Source organism: Asaia bogorensis NBRC 16594 (assembly GCF_001547995.1).
GTDB lineage: Bacteria > Pseudomonadota > Alphaproteobacteria > Acetobacterales > Acetobacteraceae > Asaia > Asaia bogorensis.
In genome coordinates, this window is the sequence record NZ_AP014690.1 from 1,964,143 (window position 1) to 1,984,482 (window position 20,340).

At 60.1% G+C, this 20,340-nt stretch carries 21 protein-coding genes and 1 tRNA gene; 9 read left to right on the top strand and 13 right to left on the bottom strand.

Annotated elements, in window-relative coordinates:
- Window positions 1–19: 19 nt before the first annotated feature.
- Complete coding sequence (locus Asbog_RS08785) at window positions 20–802, top strand: SDR family NAD(P)-dependent oxidoreductase (protein ID WP_062165823.1); 783 nt, start codon at window positions 20–22, stop codon at window positions 800–802.
- Between the two features lie 67 nt (window positions 803–869).
- Here the strand turns inward: Asbog_RS08785 and Asbog_RS08790 are convergent, their stop codons facing one another.
- Window positions 870–1,631, bottom strand: a complete 762-nt coding sequence (locus Asbog_RS08790) for an SDR family NAD(P)-dependent oxidoreductase (RefSeq protein ID WP_062165825.1) — start codon at window positions 1,629–1,631, stop codon at window positions 870–872.
- A 114-nt stretch (window positions 1,632–1,745) separates the two neighbouring features.
- Between Asbog_RS08790 and Asbog_RS08795 the strand changes: the two genes are divergently transcribed.
- The 3 genes from Asbog_RS08795 to Asbog_RS08805 all read left to right on the top strand — a co-directional run bounded on the left by Asbog_RS08795 (window position 1,746) and on the right by Asbog_RS08805 (window position 5,054).
- The gene (locus Asbog_RS08795) at window positions 1,746–2,660 is read left to right on the top strand and encodes a LysR family transcriptional regulator (protein ID WP_062164838.1); all 915 of its coding nucleotides are present in this window, start codon (window positions 1,746–1,748) and stop codon (window positions 2,658–2,660) included.
- A 51-nt stretch (window positions 2,661–2,711) separates the two neighbouring features.
- Window positions 2,712–3,776 carry a bifunctional transcriptional activator/DNA repair enzyme AdaA gene (locus Asbog_RS08800; protein ID WP_062164839.1) on the top strand — a complete coding sequence of 355 codons (1,065 nt, stop codon included), beginning with the start codon at window positions 2,712–2,714 and terminating at the stop codon, window positions 3,774–3,776.
- Between the two features lie 375 nt (window positions 3,777–4,151).
- Window positions 4,152–5,054 carry a prohibitin family protein gene (locus tag Asbog_RS08805; protein WP_083510804.1) on the top strand — a complete coding sequence of 301 codons (903 nt, stop codon included), beginning with the start codon at window positions 4,152–4,154 and terminating at the stop codon, window positions 5,052–5,054.
- A 350-nt stretch (window positions 5,055–5,404) separates the two neighbouring features.
- Here the strand turns inward: Asbog_RS08805 and groL are convergent, their stop codons facing one another.
- From groL to Asbog_RS08820, 3 genes are all read right to left on the bottom strand, one after another.
- Window positions 5,405–7,048 (bottom strand): chaperonin GroEL, encoded by a 1,644-nt coding sequence (gene groL, locus Asbog_RS08810; protein ID WP_023978433.1) that lies wholly within the window; start codon window positions 7,046–7,048, stop codon window positions 5,405–5,407.
- Between the two features lie 50 nt (window positions 7,049–7,098).
- Window positions 7,099–7,389 carry a co-chaperone GroES gene (gene groES, locus Asbog_RS08815; protein WP_023978434.1) on the bottom strand — a complete coding sequence of 97 codons (291 nt, stop codon included), beginning with the start codon at window positions 7,387–7,389 and terminating at the stop codon, window positions 7,099–7,101.
- 227 nt (window positions 7,390–7,616) lie between these two features.
- A complete protein-coding gene (locus tag Asbog_RS08820; protein ID WP_062164841.1) occupies window positions 7,617–7,820 on the bottom strand; it encodes a DUF4169 family protein in 204 nt (67 codons plus the stop codon).
- Window positions 7,821–7,870: 50 nt separating this feature from the next.
- Here Asbog_RS08820 and Asbog_RS08825 point away from each other — a divergent pair, with 50 nt between their 5' ends.
- On the top strand, window positions 7,871–8,545 hold the full coding sequence (locus Asbog_RS08825) for a dienelactone hydrolase family protein (protein ID WP_062164842.1): 675 nt from the start codon (window positions 7,871–7,873) through the stop codon (window positions 8,543–8,545).
- Between the two features lie 30 nt (window positions 8,546–8,575).
- Window positions 8,576–8,896 (top strand): DUF2934 domain-containing protein, encoded by a 321-nt coding sequence (locus tag Asbog_RS08830; protein ID WP_023978437.1) that lies wholly within the window; start codon window positions 8,576–8,578, stop codon window positions 8,894–8,896.
- 132 nt (window positions 8,897–9,028) lie between these two features.
- Here Asbog_RS08830 and Asbog_RS08835 read toward each other — a convergent pair whose 3' ends face one another.
- Window positions 9,029–9,916 (bottom strand): S-methyl-5'-thioadenosine phosphorylase, encoded by an 888-nt coding sequence (locus tag Asbog_RS08835; protein WP_062165827.1) that lies wholly within the window; start codon window positions 9,914–9,916, stop codon window positions 9,029–9,031.
- Window positions 9,917–10,094: 178 nt separating this feature from the next.
- Between Asbog_RS08835 and hemF the strand changes: the two genes are divergently transcribed.
- Window positions 10,095–11,036 (top strand): oxygen-dependent coproporphyrinogen oxidase, encoded by a 942-nt coding sequence (gene hemF / locus Asbog_RS08840; RefSeq protein ID WP_062164843.1) that lies wholly within the window; start codon window positions 10,095–10,097, stop codon window positions 11,034–11,036.
- Window positions 11,037–11,166: 130 nt separating this feature from the next.
- Window positions 11,167–12,270, top strand: coding sequence for a hypothetical protein (locus tag Asbog_RS08845; RefSeq protein ID WP_062164844.1), 1,104 nt, complete (start codon window positions 11,167–11,169; stop codon window positions 12,268–12,270).
- Window positions 12,271–12,335: 65 nt separating this feature from the next.
- Here Asbog_RS08845 and Asbog_RS08850 read toward each other — a convergent pair whose 3' ends face one another.
- From Asbog_RS08850 to Asbog_RS08870, 5 genes are all read right to left on the bottom strand, one after another.
- Complete coding sequence (locus Asbog_RS08850) at window positions 12,336–12,962, bottom strand: Smr/MutS family protein (RefSeq protein WP_062164845.1); 627 nt, start codon at window positions 12,960–12,962, stop codon at window positions 12,336–12,338.
- Between the two features lie 56 nt (window positions 12,963–13,018).
- On the bottom strand, window positions 13,019–14,506 hold the full coding sequence (locus Asbog_RS08855) for a cytochrome-c peroxidase (RefSeq protein ID WP_062164846.1): 1,488 nt from the start codon (window positions 14,504–14,506) through the stop codon (window positions 13,019–13,021).
- 240 nt (window positions 14,507–14,746) lie between these two features.
- A complete protein-coding gene (locus Asbog_RS08860) occupies window positions 14,747–15,583 on the bottom strand; it encodes a DNA-methyltransferase (protein WP_023978443.1) in 837 nt (278 codons plus the stop codon).
- Window positions 15,583–16,740: a murein transglycosylase A gene (mltA, locus tag Asbog_RS08865; RefSeq protein ID WP_062164847.1), complete on the bottom strand. Its 1,158-nt coding sequence runs from the start codon at window positions 16,738–16,740 to the stop codon at window positions 15,583–15,585. The genes Asbog_RS08860 and mltA overlap by 1 nt, the downstream gene beginning before the upstream one ends.
- A 143-nt stretch (window positions 16,741–16,883) precedes the next feature.
- On the bottom strand, window positions 16,884–17,567 hold the full coding sequence (locus Asbog_RS08870) for a Tim44/TimA family putative adaptor protein (RefSeq protein ID WP_062164848.1): 684 nt from the start codon (window positions 17,565–17,567) through the stop codon (window positions 16,884–16,886).
- Between the two features lie 234 nt (window positions 17,568–17,801).
- Here Asbog_RS08870 and secB point away from each other — a divergent pair, with 234 nt between their 5' ends.
- Window positions 17,802–18,320, top strand: coding sequence for a protein-export chaperone SecB (gene secB, locus Asbog_RS08875; protein WP_023978446.1), 519 nt, complete (start codon window positions 17,802–17,804; stop codon window positions 18,318–18,320).
- 252 nt (window positions 18,321–18,572) lie between these two features.
- Here secB and Asbog_RS08880 read toward each other — a convergent pair.
- The 3 genes from Asbog_RS08880 to tsaD all read right to left on the bottom strand — a co-directional run bounded on the left by Asbog_RS08880 (window position 18,573) and on the right by tsaD (window position 20,327).
- Window positions 18,573–18,662 (bottom strand) — tRNA-Ser (locus tag Asbog_RS08880).
- Window positions 18,663–18,919: 257 nt separating this feature from the next.
- Window positions 18,920–19,114, bottom strand: a complete 195-nt coding sequence (locus Asbog_RS08885; RefSeq protein ID WP_023978447.1) for a hypothetical protein — start codon at window positions 19,112–19,114, stop codon at window positions 18,920–18,922.
- A 124-nt stretch (window positions 19,115–19,238) separates the two neighbouring features.
- Complete coding sequence (gene tsaD / locus Asbog_RS08890; RefSeq protein ID WP_062164849.1) at window positions 19,239–20,327, bottom strand: tRNA (adenosine(37)-N6)-threonylcarbamoyltransferase complex transferase subunit TsaD; 1,089 nt, start codon at window positions 20,325–20,327, stop codon at window positions 19,239–19,241.
- Between the last annotated feature and the right edge of the window lie 13 nt (window positions 20,328–20,340).

Below are 20,340 nucleotides of genomic sequence, written 5' to 3' on the forward strand. Positions count from 1 at the left end.
CAAGGACAGGATTTTCATCATGACCCATCGCCCACTCGCCTTCGTTACCGGTGCTTCCTCGGGTATTGGCCTCGAACTCGCTCTCGAATTTGCGCGGAACGGGTATGACGTTGCCATTTCCGGCTCAAGCGACCAGATCTTCGAGGCAGCCACAAGCATTGAGGCCCTGGGCGCCTCTGCGTATCCCCACCGCGCGGATGCAGCGTTGGCTGAGGGCGTGGATAGTTTCTGGCAGTTCATCGTCGCCCTAGGGCGGCCTGTCGACGCCGCGGCCCTCAATGTCGGGATTGGTCTGGGGGGTGCTTTCATCGACACCGCCCTGCAAGACGATCTGCGAGTGATCGCCATCAACATCAGCGGCACCGTGCGCATGGCAAAGCATGTGGCACGCCATATGGCTACGCAGGGCCGTGGCCGCATCCTGATCACCTCGTCGGTTTCAGCGACCCTGCCCACGCCTTTCGAGACCGTCTACGGGCCCTCGAAAGCTTTTGGCTTCATGTTCGCAGAATCCCTGCGTGAGGAACTGAAGGAAAAGGGCGTGAGCGTGACGGCCCTGCTGCCCGGCGCCACCGATAGTCGTTTTCACAAGAATGCCGGTATGGCCAGCAGCGCCATTGATCAGGGTCACAAGAATGACAAGACCCTAGTAGCCCGGCAGGGTTATGAGGCTCTCATGAATGGCCTGGACCATGTGGTAGGCGGCGATGAAGAGACAAAGCGGGCGGTAGAGGAAAACCGCGTGACCCCAGAGCCCGTCAAGGCAGCGCGCCACGCCCGACTGACGCGCCTGCATTCCTGAGCACCCAGGAGGGCTCATGCGCCTCCCCCGAGATCATAAACCCCGGTGGAGGCTGAGCCATGACTTCTTAGAGCGACTGGCCGCCTGACACCTCGATGCGCTGCGCGTTGACCCAGCGGTTATCGTCCGAGAGAAGCGAGGCGATCATCGGGCCGATATCATCAGGTTGGCCGACACGCCCCAGCGCTGTGTTCTGTGCGATATGACGGGCAATCTCGGGATTGTCGCGCACGGCGCCACCGGAGAAATCGGTCTGTATGGCGCCGGGTGCCACGACATTGACCGTAATGCCTCGCGGGCCGAGTTCCTTCGCCATATAGCGCGTCATGGTCTCGACCGCGCTCTTCATCGAGGCATAGACGATCCGACCCGGAAAGGTGAAACGTGTCAGGCCGCTGCTGATATTCAGAATACGTCCGCCATCCGCGAGCAAAGGCAAGAGCGCCTGCGTCAGGAAGAATGGGCCCTTGAGATGTTCGCCATACATGCGATCGAACTCGGCCTGGGTGGTATCTGCCAGGCCGCCATTATGGGCACTGCCGGCGTTATTGATCAGATAGTTGAAATGGGACAGGCCCCATTGGCCCAGAATGTCCTTCACCTGCCCGGCGAAGACGCTGAAACTGTCGCTGCTGCCCATATCGAGTTTGAGCGTGGCAGCCTTTACACCGGATTGCTCTGCCAGAGCGACAACGGCCTCCGCCGCCTCCCGATTACCCTGATAGGTCAGGATGACGCCAATGCCTCTCTGGGCAAGAGCCTCGACGGTGGCTCGGCCCAGGCCACGGCTACCGCCCGTTACAAGCGCGATGCGATGAATGGAAGTCATGGTGATATCCTCTCGTTTCGATACGCAGAGGAGACCATGCGCGCTGGCTTGCGATAAGCCGCGCATTCCTGTCATCATTATTCACCAGAACAGAACAATTGGCAGGATGGGCTTATGGACAGACTGGCCAGTATCGAGCTTTTCCTGCGCGTCATCGAGCGCGGCAGCTTCAGCGCAGCGGCCTCTTCCTGCGGTGTATCACGACCCGCTGCGAGTGCTGCCATCCAGGCGCTGGAACGGCGTCTTGGCACAAGGCTGTTGCATCGCTCCACACGCCACGTACAGCCCACGGAGGAAGGCAAACTCTACTATGCCCATTGCCGCTCGATCGTCGCTTCACTCGAGGAAGCCGACCGGTCCATCGGCTCAGCGCTGAGCGGCGTGATCCGTCTCGATACGGTCGGGCATCTTGCACGCACCATTATCCTGCCCGCTTTGCCCGATTTCCTGTCCCGTCATCCGGGACTTACCGTGCATCTGGGCGAAGGCGAGAGGCTCGTCGATCTTTTGCGTGAAGGCGTGGATTGTGTGGTACGCGGCGGCCCCCTGCCCGATAGCGACATGATGGCCCGCCCGCTGTGCCTGCTTCCGGAAATCACGGTGGCCAGCCCGGAATATCTTGCCCGTCATGGCACGCCCCGTGACCCGGACGATCTGGACGGGCATTGCATGATCGGCTTTGCCTCGTCCCGCACAAAGCAGATCCTGCCGCTGGAATTCAGCCTAGGCGGCCAGCTTGTCGAACGTATACTGCCGGCACGGCTTCTCGTTTCCGGCGCGGAATCCTCAGCGACAGCAGCGTGCCTTGGACTTGGTCTGGCTCAGGCGCCGCGTTATCGCTTCGAGGCTGAATTGGCACGTGGCGCGCTGGTCGAGGTGCTTTCTGCATTTCCTCCGGCCCCGACGCCCCTGACGCTTCTCTACCCCAGCAACAGGCAGCTCCCACCGCGCGTACGCGTTTTCATGGACTGGCTGATCGACATCTTTTCTATGTTCGACAGAAACAATCGCAAACAGGCAGGAAAATGAAACGCCCGTTTTCCGGCCTCACGTTTTGAACGGAGGGGTTAGGGTCATCTCATGCTGTTCGATCTTCCCTCCCATGACACGCTCTATCAGGCGCTTCTTGCGCGCGATGCCCGATATGACGGACGGGTTTTCGTGTGTGTTGGAACGACGGGAATATTCTGCCGTCTGACATGCCCGGCTCGCAAACCCCTTGCCACCAACTGCACCTTTCGCGACAGCGTGCGCAGCTGCATCGAGGCCGGGTTCCGCCCCTGCAAGCGCTGTCATCCGCTCCAAGGCGGCGCCGCTCATGACCCCCTCATTGCCGGGCTGCTCGACAGGCTCGATGCCAATCCGGGACGGCGCTGGAACGAGCAGGATCTCATGGCCCTCGGGCTGGACCCCTCAACTGTCAGGCGCAGCTTCAAGCGGCACTTTGACATGACCTTTCTGGATATGGCCCGGCAACGTCGCCTGCGCGACGGCTTCCTGACCCTCTCACAGGGAGAGCCAGTCATAGCGGCTCAGCTCGATTCAGGATTTGAGTCGGCTAGTGCTTTTCGCGACGCCTTTTCCAGACTGATCGGTTGTGCGCCCGGCACGCTGCAACAGGGCGGCCTGCTACAGGCGAGCTGGATCGCAACGCCGCTGGGCGACATGCTGGCGGTATGCTCGACGCGTCACCTGCACCTTCTCGAATTCATTGATCGCAAGGCCCTCCCGCGCGAGCTCAAAGCCCTGCAAGCGGCGCTCAAATCACCTCTCGGCCTCGGCAGAACCCAGGTGACAGAGCAGGCACACGCGGAACTCGACGCCTATTTCGCGGGCGTATCAGCCCGTTTCAAGACACCCCTCGCCCCCCAGGGATCGGAGTTCACGCGGCTCGTTCATCGCGCCCTTCAGGACATCCCACCTAGCGAAACACGAAGCTATAGTGCCCTTGCCCGTACCATCGGCCACCCAGGCGCAGTCCGAGCCGTGGCACGCGCGAATGGCGCCAATTGCATCGCGCTCATGATCCCGTGCCATCGGGTGATCGGCGCAGATGGCACCCTGACAGGCTATGGCGGCGGATTATGGCGCAAGCAGCGCCTGATCGAGATCGAGCGCTCATTCGGCGGCCAGATCACGGCATAGGTTCCGACATCTCATTTTCCTGCCGGTGAAGTCTGCTGCCCCAGCCGAAATACCGGCATCATGGCAGTGCGGCGAACACAAGAAATCCATGACAGGCGTGTTATCTCCGCGCTCGACTGACCCGATCAGCAGCGAGGCTGACAAGATGAGGCTGGCGCGGCTTTCAAGAAAAGACCTGCACACAAAGCACACCGGGGTCACATAAGCGTAGCCGACTGGCAACCGCGATACAGTGACGGGCGATGTGCACTGGACGTGCCCCGCCGCTCCGACCTTTCGTTACGATAGTGTTACTTGATGCGACACAGCGTGGCTGTAACAGTAACGTCGCTCTCGCAATGACGGGACGAATACTGCACAGGGATCCGCAGCAATATGTCTTTTCCTCAGCCGCCATCCAGACTGCCCGTTCAGCTGCCTTCAGGAATGATCAAGCTTGGCGTCGTCGCACTGGGGGCGGTCGCGATTATTGCTGTCCTCAACCCATTCTACCAGATCGCCTCAGGCTATTGCGGCATCCTGACCAATTTCGGTTCAGTCCAGCCCAACGCTCTCGAGCCCGGGCTGCATATCGCCATACCGGTCTATCAGAAGATCATCTCAGTCTCGACCCAGCCGCAGACCATTACCTCGCATGAGCAGGCTGCCACGCACGACCTTCAGGACGTGCGCACATCTGTCTCGGTAACGTTCCACATCGCACAGGCTGATGCCCCGGGTTTTTATCGTGATTTCCGCACGCTGGACATGCTCGCGCGCCGTATCATCGAACCCACGGTTTCGAACGATGTGAAGGCCATTACGGCCAATTACAACGCCGAGGAACTCATCACGAAGCGTGATCTGGTTGACGGGCAGATCAAGGATCTGATCATCCGGTCGCTTCAGCCCTACCACCTGACCATTCATTCGGTGAACACAGCGAATTTTGCGTTCTCAACAGCCTATGCACAGGCCATCGAGGCCAAGCAGGTGGCCCAGCAACAGGCGCTTCAGGCCCAGTACACGTTGCAACAAACACAGATTTCGGCGCAGGCGCAGGTCGTACAGGCCAAGGCGCAAGCCGACGCCGCCATCGCCACAGCGCAGGGACAGGCGCAGGCACTATTGGTGACCTCGCAGGCGCAGGCAAAAGCCAATAGCTTGGTCTCGCAATCCCTGACGCCGGCGCTGTTGCAGCAGAAGGCGCTTGATCGCTGGTCGGGCACCATGCCGACCTATCTGAGCGCAGGCGCTCCCCTGCCGTTTATCGGCACCATGGATGCGGTTCAGAAGTAAGGAGACGACACCTCGTTGACGACGGGTCTTTCTTTCGGAAAAGGCCCTTCATCACGCCGGCGCACATTTAGCCTGCCCTCCCAGCTGGAATACAGATCGGATAGGCCATCGATCGAGGATCACTTCCTTTCTGCCTGACTTGATGCGATCTCTGCCTCTGCGACCATCGAGGGGACCAACACTACAAATCTGACTGGTCATGTCCAAAGCTGCGATCCCGACCCGTTTACCTGTCCCCCTAAGGTGACGAAGCCTACAGGCAGTGATCTCACCAATACGCCGCCCATGAAAAAACCGCCCTGTCTTACGACAGGGCGGTTCTTTCGTAACCTCGATGGAAAGGCGCTGGATCAGAAATCCATATCGCCCATGCCACCCATGCCACCCGGGCCACCGGCCGGAGCGGCCTTCTTCTCGGGCTTTTCGGCAACCATGGCTTCCGTGGTGATCAGCAGGCCAGCAACCGAAGCTGCATCCTGCAGAGCCGTACGAACAACCTTGGTCGGATCGATGATGCCAGCGGCCACCAGATCCTTGTACTCGGCGTTCTGTGCGTCGAAGCCATGCGTGTACTCGTTGATCTCGAGCACCTTGCCAGCGATGACAGCGCCATCTTCACCAGCATTGAACGCGATCTGACGCAGCGGAGCCTGCAGGGCCTTGCGGATGATGTCCGCACCGACGCGCTGGTCGTCGTTCTGGAAGGAGAGATCCTTCAGGGCAACGGAAGCGCGGGCAAGAGCCGTACCACCACCCGGAACGATGCCTTCTTCAACGGCAGCACGGGTTGCGTGCAGCGCATCATCAACGCGATCCTTGCGCTCCTTCACCTCGACTTCGGTGCTGCCACCGACGCGGATGACGGCAACGCCACCAGCCAGCTTGGCCAGACGTTCCTGCAGCTTCTCACGGTCGTAGTCCGAGGTGGTTTCCTCGATCTGCGCGCGGATCTGTGCACAACGGCCCTTGATGTCGTCCGTGTTACCGGCGCCTTCAACGATCGTGGTGTTTTCTTTCTCGATATGCACCTTCTTTGCGCGACCGAGCATGTCGAGCGTAACGGTCTCGAGCTTGATGCCGATGTCTTCGCTGATGACCTGGCCGCCCGTCAGGATGGCGATGTCTTCCAGCATGGCCTTGCGACGGTCACCGAAGCCAGGAGCCTTGACGGCAGCGATCTTGAGGCCACCGCGCAGCTTGTTGACGACCAGCGTGGCCAGAGCCTCGCCATCGACGTCTTCCGCGATGATCATGAGCGGACGGCCGGACTGCACAACGCTCTCAAGCAGCGGCAGCATGGGCTGAAGCGAGGACAGCTTCTTTTCATGGATCAGGATGTAGGGGTTATCCAGATCCGCCATCATCTTTTCGGCGTTCGTCACGAAATACGGCGAGATATAGCCGCGGTCGAACTGCATGCCCTCGACAACGTCGAGCTCGGTGTGGAGGCCCTTGGCTTCCTCAACCGTGATCACGCCTTCCGAGCCAACCTTCTGCATGGCCTGCGAGATCATCTCGCCGATTTCATGCTCGCCATTGGCCGAGATCGTGCCGACCTGAGCCGTTTCGGCCGGGGTCGTGATCTTGCGGGTGTTCGCCTTCAGCTCTTCAACAACGGCTGCAACAGCCTTGTCGATGCCGCGCTTCAGGTCCATCGGGTTCATGCCAGCGGCAACAGCCTTGGCGCCCTCACGGATGATGGCCTGCGCCAGAACGGTCGCGGTGGTCGTGCCGTCACCAGCGATGTCGTTGGTCTTCGAGGCCACTTCGCGCACCATCTGGGCGCCCATGTTCTCGAACTTGTCAGCCAGTTCGATTTCCTTGGCGACGGAAACGCCGTCCTTGGTGATGCGCGGTGCGCCGAAGCTCTTGTCCAGAACAACGTTGCGACCCTTCGGGCCCAGCGTGACCTTCACAGCGTCAGCCAGGATGTCCACGCCACGCAGCATACGCTGGCGGGCATCAGCGCCGAATCTTACGTCTTTGGCAGCCATAATCTTTTCTCCAGTAGAGGTTCAGTGTGCGAAAATGGGGAGGCTGGAAATCAGCCGATCACACCCATGATGTCGCTTTCCTTCATGATCAGCAGCTCTTCGCCGTTGATCTTCACCTCGGTGCCGGACCACTTGCCGAACAGCACGCGATCGCCAGCCTTGACGTCCAGTGCTACCAGCTGACCCTGCTCATTGCGGGCACCCGGACCAACGGAGACGATTTCGCCTTCCATGGGCTTTTCCTTGGCGGTGTCCGGAATGATGATGCCACCGGCCGTCTTCTGCTCGCCCTCAAGGCGGCGAACGACGACACGGTCATGCAAAGGCCGAAAATTTGTCATAATGGATCGCTCCACTCTATCTCTAAGGCGGCGCCCTTGCTCAAAAGCAACGCCGCCGGTTTGCGCGCCCGCTAAGCCGCAGCGCGTTAGCACTCCCGTAGCGAGAGTGCCAAACAGGTAAGAGAGCCCCCGCCCAGCGTCAAGACCCCCGCCATATCTGCCATCCGAATTTCATCAAAAAATCAATAAGCCGGCGCCCGCTCATTTCCCGGCCGGGAGACGTTCGATCAGTTGCCCTCATCAGGTAAATGCGGCGTCTCCTCAATCCGGGCACCATCGACCTCGCGCTTCAGACGGTTCTTTTCCTGCGTTGTTCTGGCGCGCTCGCCCTTGCTCTGCCCGAAGAGATGCCGGTTTTCATCAGCCTGCCGAGCATCCTTCTCACGCGCCAGACGTTTGCGTACCCGACGCAGGTTGACGATCTCTGCCATGTTATCGTTGCTCCTGATTAAGATGAACAAGCAAGAAGGAGGGCCGTTCCATGGGACGCCTGATATCCCTGACCGCCTCGGACACGCATCATTTTTCTGCCTATGAAGCAGGCGACGCCAAGGCGCGTCGCGCTCTCGTGGTGGTTCAGGAAATCTTCGGCCTTACCGATCACATCCGTGCCGTGTGCGATGAACTCGCAGAACGTCATGGCTATCACGTGATCGCCCCTGCCCTGTTTGATCGTGCCGAGCGCGATGTGGTTCTCCCCTACGATTCCGAAGGCATGACCGAGGGCCTCGCCTTGCGCGAGAAAATCAGCCCTGATGCATTGCAGGCCGATATCACCGCAGCTTGCCATGCCCTGAATCATCACGGTCACTCGAAGGTCGGCATACTGGGCTTCTGCTGGGGCGGTCTCGTAGCATGGGAGGCCGCGACCCGTACGCGCAACTTTGCCGCTGCCTGCGCCTGGTATGGCGGCGGAATTGCAGCGCTCAGCCATGAGAAGCCCCATTGCCCGGTGCAACTGCATTTCGGCGGTGAGGACGACCACATTCCCCACACCGATATCAACACCATTCGCGAAAACAGGCCCGAGGTCGAGATCTTCGTCTATGACGACGCTGGCCACGGCTTTGGCTGCAATGATCGTCCGAGCTTCAACAAGCCGGCCCGGGACCTCGCTCATGAGCGCAGCATGGCGTTCTTCGAAGCCCATCTCTGATACCTTACACTCTCAGTCAGGAAATCCATCATGCCCGCAGACAGCACCAATCCGCTCGTTGACAGTCCCGAGCGCGATGCCCGCATTGCCGCCAAGGCAAAGGAACTCTGGGAAGCCGATGGCAAGCCCGGATGTGGGCCTGAAGCCTACCATGAGAATGCCTCCGAAATTATCGGCATGGAGGAGCACCCGCATGCGGGAGAGATTCCCGTAAAGGATCTGCCTGACCCGCAATTTGCTGATGTTCAGGTCGAGAACGCTGAGATCCAGCAAAATCTGGGAGAGTTTCCCGAGCGTCAGACCGACCAAGGGGACCGTGAGCATTTCCCGGAGAAGCAGGATCAGGCCTGATCACTCTGGCCTCTATGGGAATTGGGCAGATGCTTCCGGCGGTAAGACACGGAAAGTGCTTTGCACCAGAGGAAAAGGCTGGCCCTCACGGGTCAGCCTTTTTCGTTCCAGCCCATCGAGACAGGTCCGTTTTCAGCGCAGGACGCGGCCTGCAACGGCATCGAGCTTTGCCAGCATGGCAGGGTCACGTGATGCCGGAGCTGTGATGATCGCATGATCCAGCGCCCGCTCCGCACCTGAAGGACACAGGCCGCGCTTCTTGCCGAGTTCGGGAATGATAGCCTTGACCAGCGCCTTCGCCTTGGCAGCGTTCTGCGTCATGACGGCCACAACCGCATCGACCGTCACGGAGTCATGGTCGTCGTGCCAGCAATCGTAATCTGTCACCATGGCAATGCTGGCATAGCACATCTCGGCTTCACGGGCGAGTTTGGCCTCTGGCATGTTGGTCATACCAATGACCGAGCAACCCCACTGACGGTACAGCTCGCTTTCTGCGCGGGTCGAAAATTGCGGCCCTTCCATCACGAGATAGGTTCCACCACGCACCATCGGCACGCCGATCTTTTCGGCCTGTTCGGCAATCACATCGCCCATACGGGCCGAAACCGGATCGGCCATGCCGACATGGGCCACGCAGCCACGACCGAAAAAGGTCTTTTCACGCGCAAATGAGCGGTCGATGAACTGGTCAACCAGAACGAACTGTCCCGGAGGCAGATCCTCACGCAGCGAGCCGACAGCGGAAAGAGAGACAATATCGGTCACGCCGACGCGCTTGAGCGCATCGATATTGGCGCGGAAATTGAGTTCTGACGGCGGAATAGGATGCCCACGGCCATGGCGCGGCAGGAACACGCAGCGCACGCCATCCAGTCGGCCGAACAGCAATTCGTCGGAGGGCTCACCCCAGGGGGTTTCGACCCGACGCCATTCCTTATCTTCCAGACCGTCGATGTCATACAGCCCGGACCCGCCAATAAGGCCGATCACGGGTTCGATGGTCACGTTTTCAGTCATGCCGAACTGCCTTTGCTCTGTGTCGGTAAATGTCGCGTTCAGGAACACCAGAATGGCTGGCTTCGCAACCTGTCAGTGTTTTCATTCTGCCCTGCATGGCCCTGTTCTGACGATTCTGATATGGCTCTAGGCTCTCAGGCTGGCGCAAGACCGGCTGGAACAGAATGTGGAGCTTGCCATGAGCGAGACCTTGGACCCCAAGACATTTGGCACCCTCATCCGGGACGACGTGCCTCATGACTCTTTCAAGGAAAAGGCGCGGCACTGGTTCGAGACCCTGCGCGACAAGATCTGCGCTTCGTATGAAGCCATCGAGGACGAGGCCGTCGCCAACAACTCGCCTGTCCTGCGCGACAAAACCGAGGCAGGACGTTTCGTGCGCACGGCGTGGAACCGCAGCGAGGCCCCCGATAGCGCCCTTCAGGGCAGCGGCGTCATGTCTGTCATGCGTGGCCGTGTCTTCGAGAAGGTCGGTGTCAATGTCTCGACGGTCTGGGGCGAATTCTCACCCGAGTTCCGCAAGAACATGCCAGGTGCCGATGTCGACCCCCGTTTCTTCGCAACGGGCATCTCGCTTGTGGCCCATCCATGCAACCCGCATGTGAGTGCAGCCCATTTCAACACCCGCATGATCATTACCAGCAATGGCTGGTTTGGCGGCGGCGGCGATATTACCCCCATGTTTCCTGACAGCGCTGAAGCGCAGGAAGATGCTGCTGCCTTCCATGAGACGTTTCGTAAGGCCTGTGAGCCCCACGACCCGACCTATTACGAGAAGTTCAAGGCCTGGTGCGACGAGTATTTCTTCCTGCATCACCGCGGTGAACCACGCGGGCTTGGCGGCATCTTCTACGATCATTTCAACAGCGGCGACGCTGAGAAGGATTTCGCTTTCACGAAGGATGTCGGTCTGGCTTTTTATGAGGCGTATCCACGTGCCGTTCGTGCGCGCATGATGCAGCCCTGGACCGAGGCTGATCGTGAGGCACAGCTCATAAGACGTGGTCGCTATGTCGAGTTCAATCTGATACATGATCGCGGCACCGTGTTTGGCCTCAAGACTGGCGGCAACACGGAAGCGATCCTCATGAGCATGCCACCCGAGGTCAAATGGCCCTGATGGAGGGCACTCTGGGGCAAACGCCCCGGGGCGTGGCGACACGATTTAGCCGCAATCATCTGGCTTACCAGCGCGTGCTGGCCAGACCGGCGGTGAAAGGGAAGAAGTGCGCTACAGGTTGACGTCTCACGTGACGGGTAAAAAGACGACCCGACGCAGCGTTCTCTCCGCTGTTGTCGCGACGAATCTGGCCAGCATCCTTCCGGCCTATGCCTGGGAGGATGACGAACGGAGTGTCTCGACCTCGTCACTCATCGACTCACCCCGCCTGATTGTGGGTGGCGGTCCGGACTCCCTCCCCGGACAGGTTGCCCCGATGGTGGCAACTGCACTTGCAACCGGCCTCAATACGCCTCCCCCCATTGCTGTTCACTATGACATGGGACGCGACGGCGTCACGGCCGCCAATCTCTTCGATAATGTCAGCCCCGAAGCGGATGGCGGGACCGCCATACTGGCACCCGGTGCTGCGCTGATCGCCTCGCTCTCCGGCGATGCGCGCGTGCATTTCGATTTCTCGCGCTGGGCTGCCCTGATTGTGGCACGCCGCCCGGCAGTGACATTGGCCCGCGCCGAACTGCATCGCACCATACGCTCGCGCCTGAGCGGGCTGTTTCATGATCGGCCAGTCAGGCTCGCCGTATCCCATCCCACCGGTGTGGAACTTTCCAGCCTTCTGGGGCTCTCCCTTCTCGGGCTTCATCCCCTGCCTGTCGCTGGCTATGCCAGCAAGGCTGAAGCGATGGAGGCCCTCAAATCCGGCCAGGTCGATGCCGTACAGCTCACACCCGGACCCGGGGATGATCTGGCCGCCGACATCGCGACAGCGCCGGAGGGGATCAAGCCGATTTTCTGCTCTGGCCCTACCGTAGCCAATATACCGGGCTTCGAAGCGACATATCTCATGGCCCGGGGTCACGCCCCGGCAGGTGCCCTGTTCGAAGCGTGGCGCGCCGTCTCTAGTGCCGCCGCCTCAGCCCTTGTCCTGGCATTACCCATGCTCACACCGCCCCTGGCCATCGCGCGCTGGCGTCACGCGTCGCAGGAAGCGATCCTGGACAGCGCCTTACGAAGCTGGAACGACACACAGCATCTCACGGTGGTAGCCGGTGCCGACGCCGCTCCCCTGTTGAACCAGTGCATGCCGGAGCTCACCTCGCTTCTGGCACTGCGGCGCTGGATCAACAACAATCAGCCGCGCTGGCGTCAGGGGCAGGAAACACGTCCCACCTGACGGCGCGTCAGATTATCTCGCGGGGAAAGATACAGCCGCGGATAACCGGCCCGAACTATGTCGCCTCAGAGACGATGACGCGCCCTGAGCAGGATCCTCACCGCGCCCTTGTTGCGTTTGTGCGTGTGAACCACTGCAAGGATAAGGGGGCGCAGATCACCCCGCTCCAGCCAGTGGGGTAATTCCTGACGGATCACGCCCCCCTCCTGACCGCTGCCGAGCCCGGTAATCACCTCCACACAGCGAATACCCTGCTTGCTCGCGGCGTGCAGAAAATGATGGAGCTTGTAAAAGGCATCTTGGGCAAAATGCCCGTGCAGGTCGAGCCGCTTCTGCGGCTTCATCTTGCCGGTCGCCAGCGCGTTCCATGACGTTGTATCAAGACCCGGCTGCCGCCCGTTGATTTCGAGGCGGCCATGGGTAATGGCGGGTTTCGGGACAGGCGTTGCCACACGCATGACCTCACGCACTACATAGCGCGACGCTGGCGAAGTCTTGCTGGTCTCAACGTCTACAGCGCCAGCGGCATCACGCTGGGTGCTGCGCCCCGACGCAACGGGACGCATGTTTTTGACCCTCGACGCAGCACCGGAGCGTCGTCCGGCGCGCCCGGCAGCACGAAGGGGCATGATCGTGCGCGTGAAGGCCTGCCACAACGTTTCATCTTCAGAACTCAGATCACGTCGCGACACGGCTGTTCCTTGGTGACGCGCACGAACACGCGTTCAGTTCTCAGGGCATTGCGCCCTTATGGCGCATCCTGTTGTGTTTCCGGCGCCTTCAGAGGCGGCTCCGCAATAACCTGCTGCAATGGCACGCCCTGATACTTGCCTGTCAGGGTTTTGAGGAAAGCAACGATATCGTCAACATCCTGCTTCGACAACGTCGCGTAGGGCGTTTGGTACCGGGCCATCTGACGCACGGCATCCGCCAGAGTTGCGGCACTGCCATCATGAAAATAGGGAGCCGTCAGCGCAACATTGCGCAAATTGGGCACCTTGAATTTCTGGTGGTCATCAAGGGCATGGGTGAAACCTTCACGCCCTGAGTCTACATCGGTCAGCCCTACCTTGCGATCCGTGAAATACGGACCTTCCAGCCCCATGACCTCATAGGCATCGCCGCCCACGGCCACGCCGCTGTGGCAGCCCGAGCAGCCAATCGCCTTGAAGCGCTCATAGCCGCGCTTTTCCTGCGCCGTAATCGCATTGTTATCCCCCTTGAGATAAAGGTCGAACGGGCTGTCAGGGGTGATCAGGGTTTTTTCGTACTCGGCAATGGCATTGGTGACCGTGCGCTGATTGACAGCGTTGGGGCCATAGAGAGCCTCAAATGCCGTATGATATTCAGGCACAGCGGCGATGATGGCAGCCACGGCGGGCCAGTCATGCGACCCCATCTCCACCGGGTTGGTGACGGGTCCCGCCGCCTGGGCTGCGAGGTCGACAGCGCGCCCATTCCAGAACTGGGCCATGTTGAACACGGCGTTATAGACGCTGGGCACATTGATCGGGCCTTTCTGGCCGTTGATTCCCGTTGCCGTGACGAGATTATCCACGCCTCCCTTGTCGAGCCCGTGGCAGCTTGCACAGTTCAGCTTGCCATCACCCGAAAGACGACGATCAAAGAAAAGCTGCCGACCCAGTTCAGCCTTTGTCCAGTCCACCGGCAAGCTCTCGGGAATAGGCTGAATGACCTCTCCCGCAAATTGCGGCGCAACCCCGGGCGTTGCGTAATAGCGGCGACGCTGATCCGCCACCCAGGCCAGCACATCGCCACGGGCCTTTTCGGTCATGTAGGCATGCGGATGCATGAGCAGATAGGCCGCCGGCGGCATGCGGTTCTGGCTGATCACCTCCTCGATACGCGACAATTGCTCAACCGAGGGCGGCTTGCCTGCCATGAACGCGGCAAGGATAGGCTCGAAACGGAAATGCCTCTGTCCCGCTACCAGATCGCGCTCCATGATCTGGTTGGCGAAAGGCAGCTTGAAATAGAACGGAAGATCCGCATTGCGCGTATGGCAGTAATCGCAGCGCGTTTCCTGAAATGCCTGAAACGCGGCCAATGCCTTGGGGTCATGCCATGTCGCGCTGCTCGTCGGCAGGCGCGGCGCACCCTGATGATCGAAATGAGTCAGATAAGCAATTGTGGCGCCGTAGGCCGCAACCCCCGCGACCGCCAGTCCGGCAATGGTTCTTTTTAAGAGTCTTTTCTTCCCGGCGGCGTCCGACAACCGACATTCTCCCAATTTGTGCAGATCGGGGCACCATGTCCAAACAGGTTGCGCCTGTCAAAGTATTGTTACCGATGACCTTAATAGGCATCGCCGATAGTGTTAATCTATTTTAACGATATGTCATCTCTGCATGGGCAGTACGTGCCTGATACATCGGCTCCGCCTTGAGGGACTACGGCACACTGTCAAGGTCGTTCTGCCGTGCGATCGGGATGTGAGGCGTTACAGGATTACCCCTCAGGAAGCTTCGTCATCCGTTTCACCGAGAGCCTCGCGCAATCGACGCCGTGCGACGGAAACGTAGCGGGTGTCGATATCAATCCCGATCCCGCTGGCTCCAAGCTCATGCGCGGCCACCAGACTCGTTCCTGTCCCCATAAAAGGATCGAGCAGAACCGTGCGCTCGTCATAGCCATGCAGGGTCATGCACGCTGTTGGCAGCGCCACAGGGAAAGTTGCGGGATGGAGGAATTTCTCCTTGCGGTGGCGCACGGTCTCATACGGGATGAACCAGGTATTGCCCCGACACCGCCGGTCGACCGCATGGCGCCTGCGATTGATGTTCGACTTGTCAGTGAAGGGAACACCGGCAGCAAGACGCTGAAGCGGCACATCCCCCTGATGCGTCAGGTGAAAGACATGCTCGTGATTATGGTTGATAAAGCGTGTGGAATTGACCGGCTTGAAATGACCATAGGTCTTTTCCTCAATCGAAACAGACTTGATCCAGACGATATGGTTCTGCAGCACGAAAATATCGCGCAGCTGCGTGATCAGCTCGAATGGGAGCCAGGGCTGCGCCGATGAGCCGGCAATATTCAGAAAGAACGAGCCGCCCGGTTTAAGCACGCGGGCAATCTGGGCGCAGATGATCTGCATCCAGCCGATATAATCCTGCTCCTCCAGACGATCGTTATAGGTGCGGTAGGCAAGACCGATATTATAGGGTGGCGAGGTCACGACAATATCGACCGATGCCTCTGGCATACGGCGCATGACATTGAGCGCATCGCCACGTATCAGGGCGTGGGGGCCAATCGCCTCCCGACGCGCCCTGACCTTGTCATGCTTCATCAGGCGGGAGGATGCGGGAGCAGCACGACCATCCGGCCATGACTGCGCAGTTTTCCAGCCAGTGCCTCCGCCTCGGCACCCCAGCCAGTGAACAAATCCGCTCGTCCAACGCCCTTGATGTCGCTGCCGACATCCTGCGCAAAAACAAGATGCATCCAGTGCCCCTCTGCCCCGTTTGCCTGCGGCAGATGCGTGTCGATCCAGAGCGGCACCCCCAGCGGCAACACATTGCGATCGACTGCAACGGAACGACCCGGCGTGAGAGGTATCCCCATCGAGCCGGGGGCACCACGATCGAGCGGTACCGTATCGATACGCCGGAAGAACACGTAGTTGGGGTTTTGCTCCATGACGCTCTGGGCGCGATCGGGATGCGCAGCAAGCCAGGCCCGCAGCGTCGTCAGCGACACATCCTGCGCCGCCATCTCACCCTGGCTCACCAGCACACGGCCAATTGGCACATAAGGCTCGCCATTCTTGGCTGCAAAGCCGACGCGACGCACGGAGCCATCGGTCATCACCAGACGCCCTGCCCCCTGGATCTGCAGGAAAAACAAGTCCTCGGGTGAGCGCAGCCAGGCAATTTCCAGACCGCGCCCCTCAAGCGCGCCGCGGTCGATTTCGGCACGACTGTAATAGGGAACGAACTTGTCGTTCTCCCAGCGCCCTGTCACCCAGTCACCCGCCGTGTCTTTGGTGCGCACGAGGTCGGCAGGCTGCCCGTAAAGCGGTGTCTGGAATTCACCGCCCTTCTGGGCGGAAGCGTAGATCTGCGGTTCGTAATAGCCGGTGATCAGACCATCGCTCGCGACCAGATAGGGCGCGAACCACGTCTCGAAATAGCGCCGTGCTTCGCCTGGCTCACTTCCGACCGATTGAAGCGCGGTGCAGGCGCCGCTCCAGTCTCCGGCGAGGCTGCCATTGGGGATCGTGCCCTGCGCACCGCCGAGGTGAGTTTCCGGTGGCAACCTGGTGATGCGCTGGCACTCGGTGCGCAACTCCGGCAGAAGCGACTCAGGTGTTTCCGCTGACCAGCCATCGAGCATGGCATAGGTGACCGGGGTCAGTTCGAGGCGGGTTTCTTCCCGCTCCGGCGTGGCGCAGGAGGCCAGGAGGGCAAGGCTGAGCCCGAATGAGAGGCGGGTAATTGTCTTCATGGCAAACCGATTTCGTTATACGCCCTGCGGGACCCTTGGCCCGATGAGAACATCAACCGGGCGATGCGGGTCTGCAAAGTGCACATTCATGGGCCAGCCGGAAGCATAATACGCGTTCCGACAACGGAGAGGCTCAGCAGATATCAGGCTGCGCGGGCGGCCGCCAGATGCCAGGATGCGACTGGCTGGTTTGGGCCTGTTTCACTCTCGAATTCCCACAGATCGGAAAACTCGGTAACAGATTCCGTCCCGATCAGCGGCTGCCCACCAACATCGTTGAGAATACTGATCTGGCGTGAAACGATCTGCACGTCGATACGCGCCTTATCGCCGCCTTCAAAGCGCGTCAGCACGGCATCGACAATGGCAAGCGAGTTGATCCCGACAATCTCGGTGCGCTGTTGCTGCTGCGCCTCCTCGCGGGCCGTGATGGCTGCATCAAACCCGGCAAAAGCTTCAGGCGTCAGATAAAGACGCAGTTTTTCGCGATCACCCGTCGCAAAGGCCGTTACGACATCGCGGAAAGCCTTCTGCGCATTTTGCAGGAAGATTTCCGGTTTGAACCCGGGCTGTGCTGCCGCAATCTCGGCCAGAACCTGTCCGACCCGCGTGGCGGGCTGGGGAATATCGAACTTTGCACTGGGTTCTTCCACAGGCGCCGGTGCGGCCGCCGCAGGCTGCGGGCGAGCAGGCACAGGCGCGGCTGTCACGGATGATCCGCCAACATCGACGCGACGACCGAGCACAGCACGCAGCCGCCAGACCAGAAGGGCCGTCAGCAAGGCAAAAATGACGATGTCGTAGGGGATATGCGAAAGGACGGACATCAAGACTTCAGCTTCCCGCTATTTTTTTCTCGAAGGGCATGTTGCCTAGGTAGAGCGGGTCGTGCGGTGGCACAACTCCCTGCCAATGCCTCACAACCCGAAATATGGTCACATTTGCGCCGGAATCATAGGCTGTTGGCGTGAGTCATCGATCATGCTACCGCCTAGAGGTACGCAATGCAGCTCTCATGGGCTGCATGTTCACAACCGCCCATGCGAGCAATGCGAGGCTTTATGTCCGATACCGTCCAGAACCCGGCCAACGACCAGGGCAATCCGCCCGCCCTGCCCCTGTCGGTCAATCTGCAATACACGAAGGACCTTTCCTTCGAGGTCCCGGCCGGTGCAGCGATTTTCGCAACGCTGCGCTCTGCACCCCAGATCTCGGTCAATATCGACGTGCAGGCCAATCGCCTTGAAGAAGCCCAGCCAGTTTTCGAGGTTGCACTCGCCATCCGCGCCGAAGCGACCGAATCGCCGGAAACCGAAGGCGGTGCAGCGGGCCGCACGGTGTTCATCGCCGAGCTGACCTATGCTGCCATCGTCACGCTGACCGACGCACCCGCCGAGCTGATCGAGCCGATCCTGCTGGTTGAAGTGCCGCGTCTGATTTTCCCTTATGTTCGCAGCATCATCAGCGACGTAACGCGCGATGGCGGCTTCCCGCCGATCGTTCTGCAGCCAATCGATTTCGTGGCACTGTGGCAGGCCAAGCGTGCCCAGCAGTTCCCCGAGACCGCAGGTAACGCCTGATCATGAGCACCGGGAGGGCCCACCCCTCCCGGTACGCACGCGCATCACGCGCCTGCAACGGCTGACGCGCCGAAAAGAATAACTGATATCATGGGTATTGCCGTGGGTGCCTGAACCGGCCAGCGTCGAGCCGATCAGCGATTGTTACTTCTGGCTTAGCCGATAACGGGATGGCCCCTGCAGATGCGCTACGGTGCGCGGTGATCTGCTGCGGGACAGACTGGAATCATAACCGGGAATTTTCGGAAGAAATGGCGGAGAGGGTGGGATTCGAACCCACGGTACGCTTACACGCACGGCGGTTTTCAAGACCGCTGCCTTCAACCACTCGGCCACCTCTCCTGCGCTCATCAGGGTTTGACCCCTGCGGCAAGAGCCGCTTCTTTGCCCGGTTTCATAACAGGATGCAAGAGGGGGAATACCACGAAAAAAGGGCCGCCACCCGGCGCGCGCTGTGCAGGCCTCATGCGGGCACCTCTGTTCTTCTCGCAACGAACTTAGAAGGTTAAGTCCGGCTCCACTGGCTCGCTCACTCAGAACTCTGCTCGACCCGCACTCGCGCCAACACCTGCGCCGCGAGTATCAAACCCAGCGATGACTCAACCGAGCAGGTGAAACCAGGAAATGATGGCCCAGAGCGCCCCGAGCAGAAAAACCCCCATGGCAATGGTGGGTAATACGATCGACCACAAGAAGCTTCGAACCGTCTGGGCTGGCTCGGCAATACCAGCCTGACGCTCAAGCGCGCTCGCCTGTTCATCAATGTTGAACCAGGCATCGTCTTCTTTGCTCATCACATGCACCTTTCCCGCTGTTACTACTGCCAGCCAAGCACGGATGGCAGACTCAGGCCAATCAGTTCTTGGTCATCATACGTCGCAGCCTTGGCGTAGTGCCTCAATACTATCGAAGTAGGGCCTATGCCCCGGATTGTTTCCCGGCAGGCAGAATATCGCCCAGTGGCCAGCGGGGGCGTGGTGCGGCTGTAATGCCGTCCTCAAGCATCGCACTCGCCTGTTCGTGGGCGCGGATTGTCTCGATAGCTGCCCAGCCCACCATGACGGCATTATCCGTGCACAGACGCAGCGGCGGTGCCACGAACGGAATATGCGCCTCCTGCGCAACCTGCTCCAGCGCGGCCCGGATCGTCGTATTGGCAGCAACCCCGCCGGCCACGACAAGGGACGTGGCCTCTGGCAACGCCTGAAGGGCATGGCGCGCCCTATCTGCCATCACATCGCAAACGCATTGCTGAAAACTGGCGGCGATATCCGCCGCAACCTGCCGTGGCAGGGCCGCCATGCCATAAGGCTCGATCTGTCGGGCGACTGCTGTCTTCAGTCCTGAAAAGGAGAAATCGCATCCCGGCCTGCCCATCAATGGACGCGGCAGGCTGATTCTTCCTGCATTGCCCTCAGCCGCAAGCTTTTCGAGGGCCGGACCACCCGGCCAGCCCAGCCCCAGAAGCTTGGCCACCTTGTCGAAGGCTTCGCCCGCTGCGTCGTCGATCGTCCCGCCGAGCTTTTCGTAGTGCCCCACACCGTGCACGGCGACGCATTGGCAGTGCCCACCTGACACCAGAAGCAAAAGATACGGAAATTTAATATCGGTCGCGACCAGCCCGGGCAGCCGCGCTGTCAGAGCATGTGCCTCGATATGATTCACTGCGATGAAAGGCCGGTCCATCGCCAGTGCCAGCCCTTTCGCATAGTTGCTGCCCACAATCAGCCCACCGATCAGACCCGGACCGGTGCAGGCCGCAAAAGCCCCCATCTCGTGCAACGCAAGGCCCGATTTCTCAAGTGTTTGCCGGACGATATCAGGCAACAGGGACAGGTGCGCGCGTGCAGCAATTTCTGGCACGACCCCACCCAGCGCCGCATGGCCCGCCTGCGTATGCACGGTTTCGGCCAGCACCCGCCCTTCGGGGGAGAGAATTGCGCAGGCTGTCTCGTCACAGCTTGATTCGATGGCCAGAACCGGGGCCTTGAGTGAAAAACATGCCATCCCCCCTGATAAC

Excerpts from the sequence above, each read along its gene's own strand:
- tsaD (WP_062164849.1), bottom strand. The coding sequence starts at position 20,327 with ATGGCATGTTTTTCACTCAAGGCCCCGGTTCTGGCCATCGAATCAAGC.
- Asbog_RS08835 (WP_062165827.1), bottom strand. The coding sequence starts at position 9,916 with ATGACTGAAAACGTGACCATCGAACCCGTGATCGGCCTTATTGGCGGG.
- mltA (WP_062164847.1), bottom strand. The coding sequence starts at position 16,740 with ATGAAGACAATTACCCGCCTCTCATTCGGGCTCAGCCTTGCCCTCCTG.
- Asbog_RS08820 (WP_062164841.1), bottom strand. The coding sequence starts at position 7,820 with ATGGCAGAGATCGTCAACCTGCGTCGGGTACGCAAACGTCTGGCGCGT.
- hemF (WP_062164843.1), top strand. The coding sequence starts at position 10,095 with ATGAGCGAGACCTTGGACCCCAAGACATTTGGCACCCTCATCCGGGAC.
- Asbog_RS08885 (WP_023978447.1), bottom strand. The coding sequence starts at position 19,114 with ATGAGCAAAGAAGACGATGCCTGGTTCAACATTGATGAACAGGCGAGC.
- Asbog_RS08860 (WP_023978443.1), bottom strand. The coding sequence starts at position 15,583 with ATGAAGCATGACAAGGTCAGGGCGCGTCGGGAGGCGATTGGCCCCCAC.
- groL (WP_023978433.1), bottom strand. The coding sequence starts at position 7,048 with ATGGCTGCCAAAGACGTAAGATTCGGCGCTGATGCCCGCCAGCGTATG.
- Asbog_RS08870 (WP_062164848.1), bottom strand. The coding sequence starts at position 17,567 with ATGTCCGTCCTTTCGCATATCCCCTACGACATCGTCATTTTTGCCTTG.
- secB (WP_023978446.1), top strand. The coding sequence starts at position 17,802 with ATGTCCGATACCGTCCAGAACCCGGCCAACGACCAGGGCAATCCGCCC.
- Asbog_RS08790 (WP_062165825.1), bottom strand. The coding sequence starts at position 1,631 with ATGACTTCCATTCATCGCATCGCGCTTGTAACGGGCGGTAGCCGTGGC.
- Asbog_RS08830 (WP_023978437.1), top strand. The coding sequence starts at position 8,576 with ATGCCCGCAGACAGCACCAATCCGCTCGTTGACAGTCCCGAGCGCGAT.
- Asbog_RS08825 (WP_062164842.1), top strand. The coding sequence starts at position 7,871 with ATGGGACGCCTGATATCCCTGACCGCCTCGGACACGCATCATTTTTCT.
- Asbog_RS08800 (WP_062164839.1), top strand. The coding sequence starts at position 2,712 with ATGCTGTTCGATCTTCCCTCCCATGACACGCTCTATCAGGCGCTTCTT.
- Asbog_RS08785 (WP_062165823.1), top strand. The coding sequence starts at position 20 with ATGACCCATCGCCCACTCGCCTTCGTTACCGGTGCTTCCTCGGGTATT.
- Asbog_RS08805 (WP_083510804.1), top strand. The coding sequence starts at position 4,152 with ATGTCTTTTCCTCAGCCGCCATCCAGACTGCCCGTTCAGCTGCCTTCA.
- Asbog_RS08795 (WP_062164838.1), top strand. The coding sequence starts at position 1,746 with ATGGACAGACTGGCCAGTATCGAGCTTTTCCTGCGCGTCATCGAGCGC.
- groES (WP_023978434.1), bottom strand. The coding sequence starts at position 7,389 with ATGACAAATTTTCGGCCTTTGCATGACCGTGTCGTCGTTCGCCGCCTT.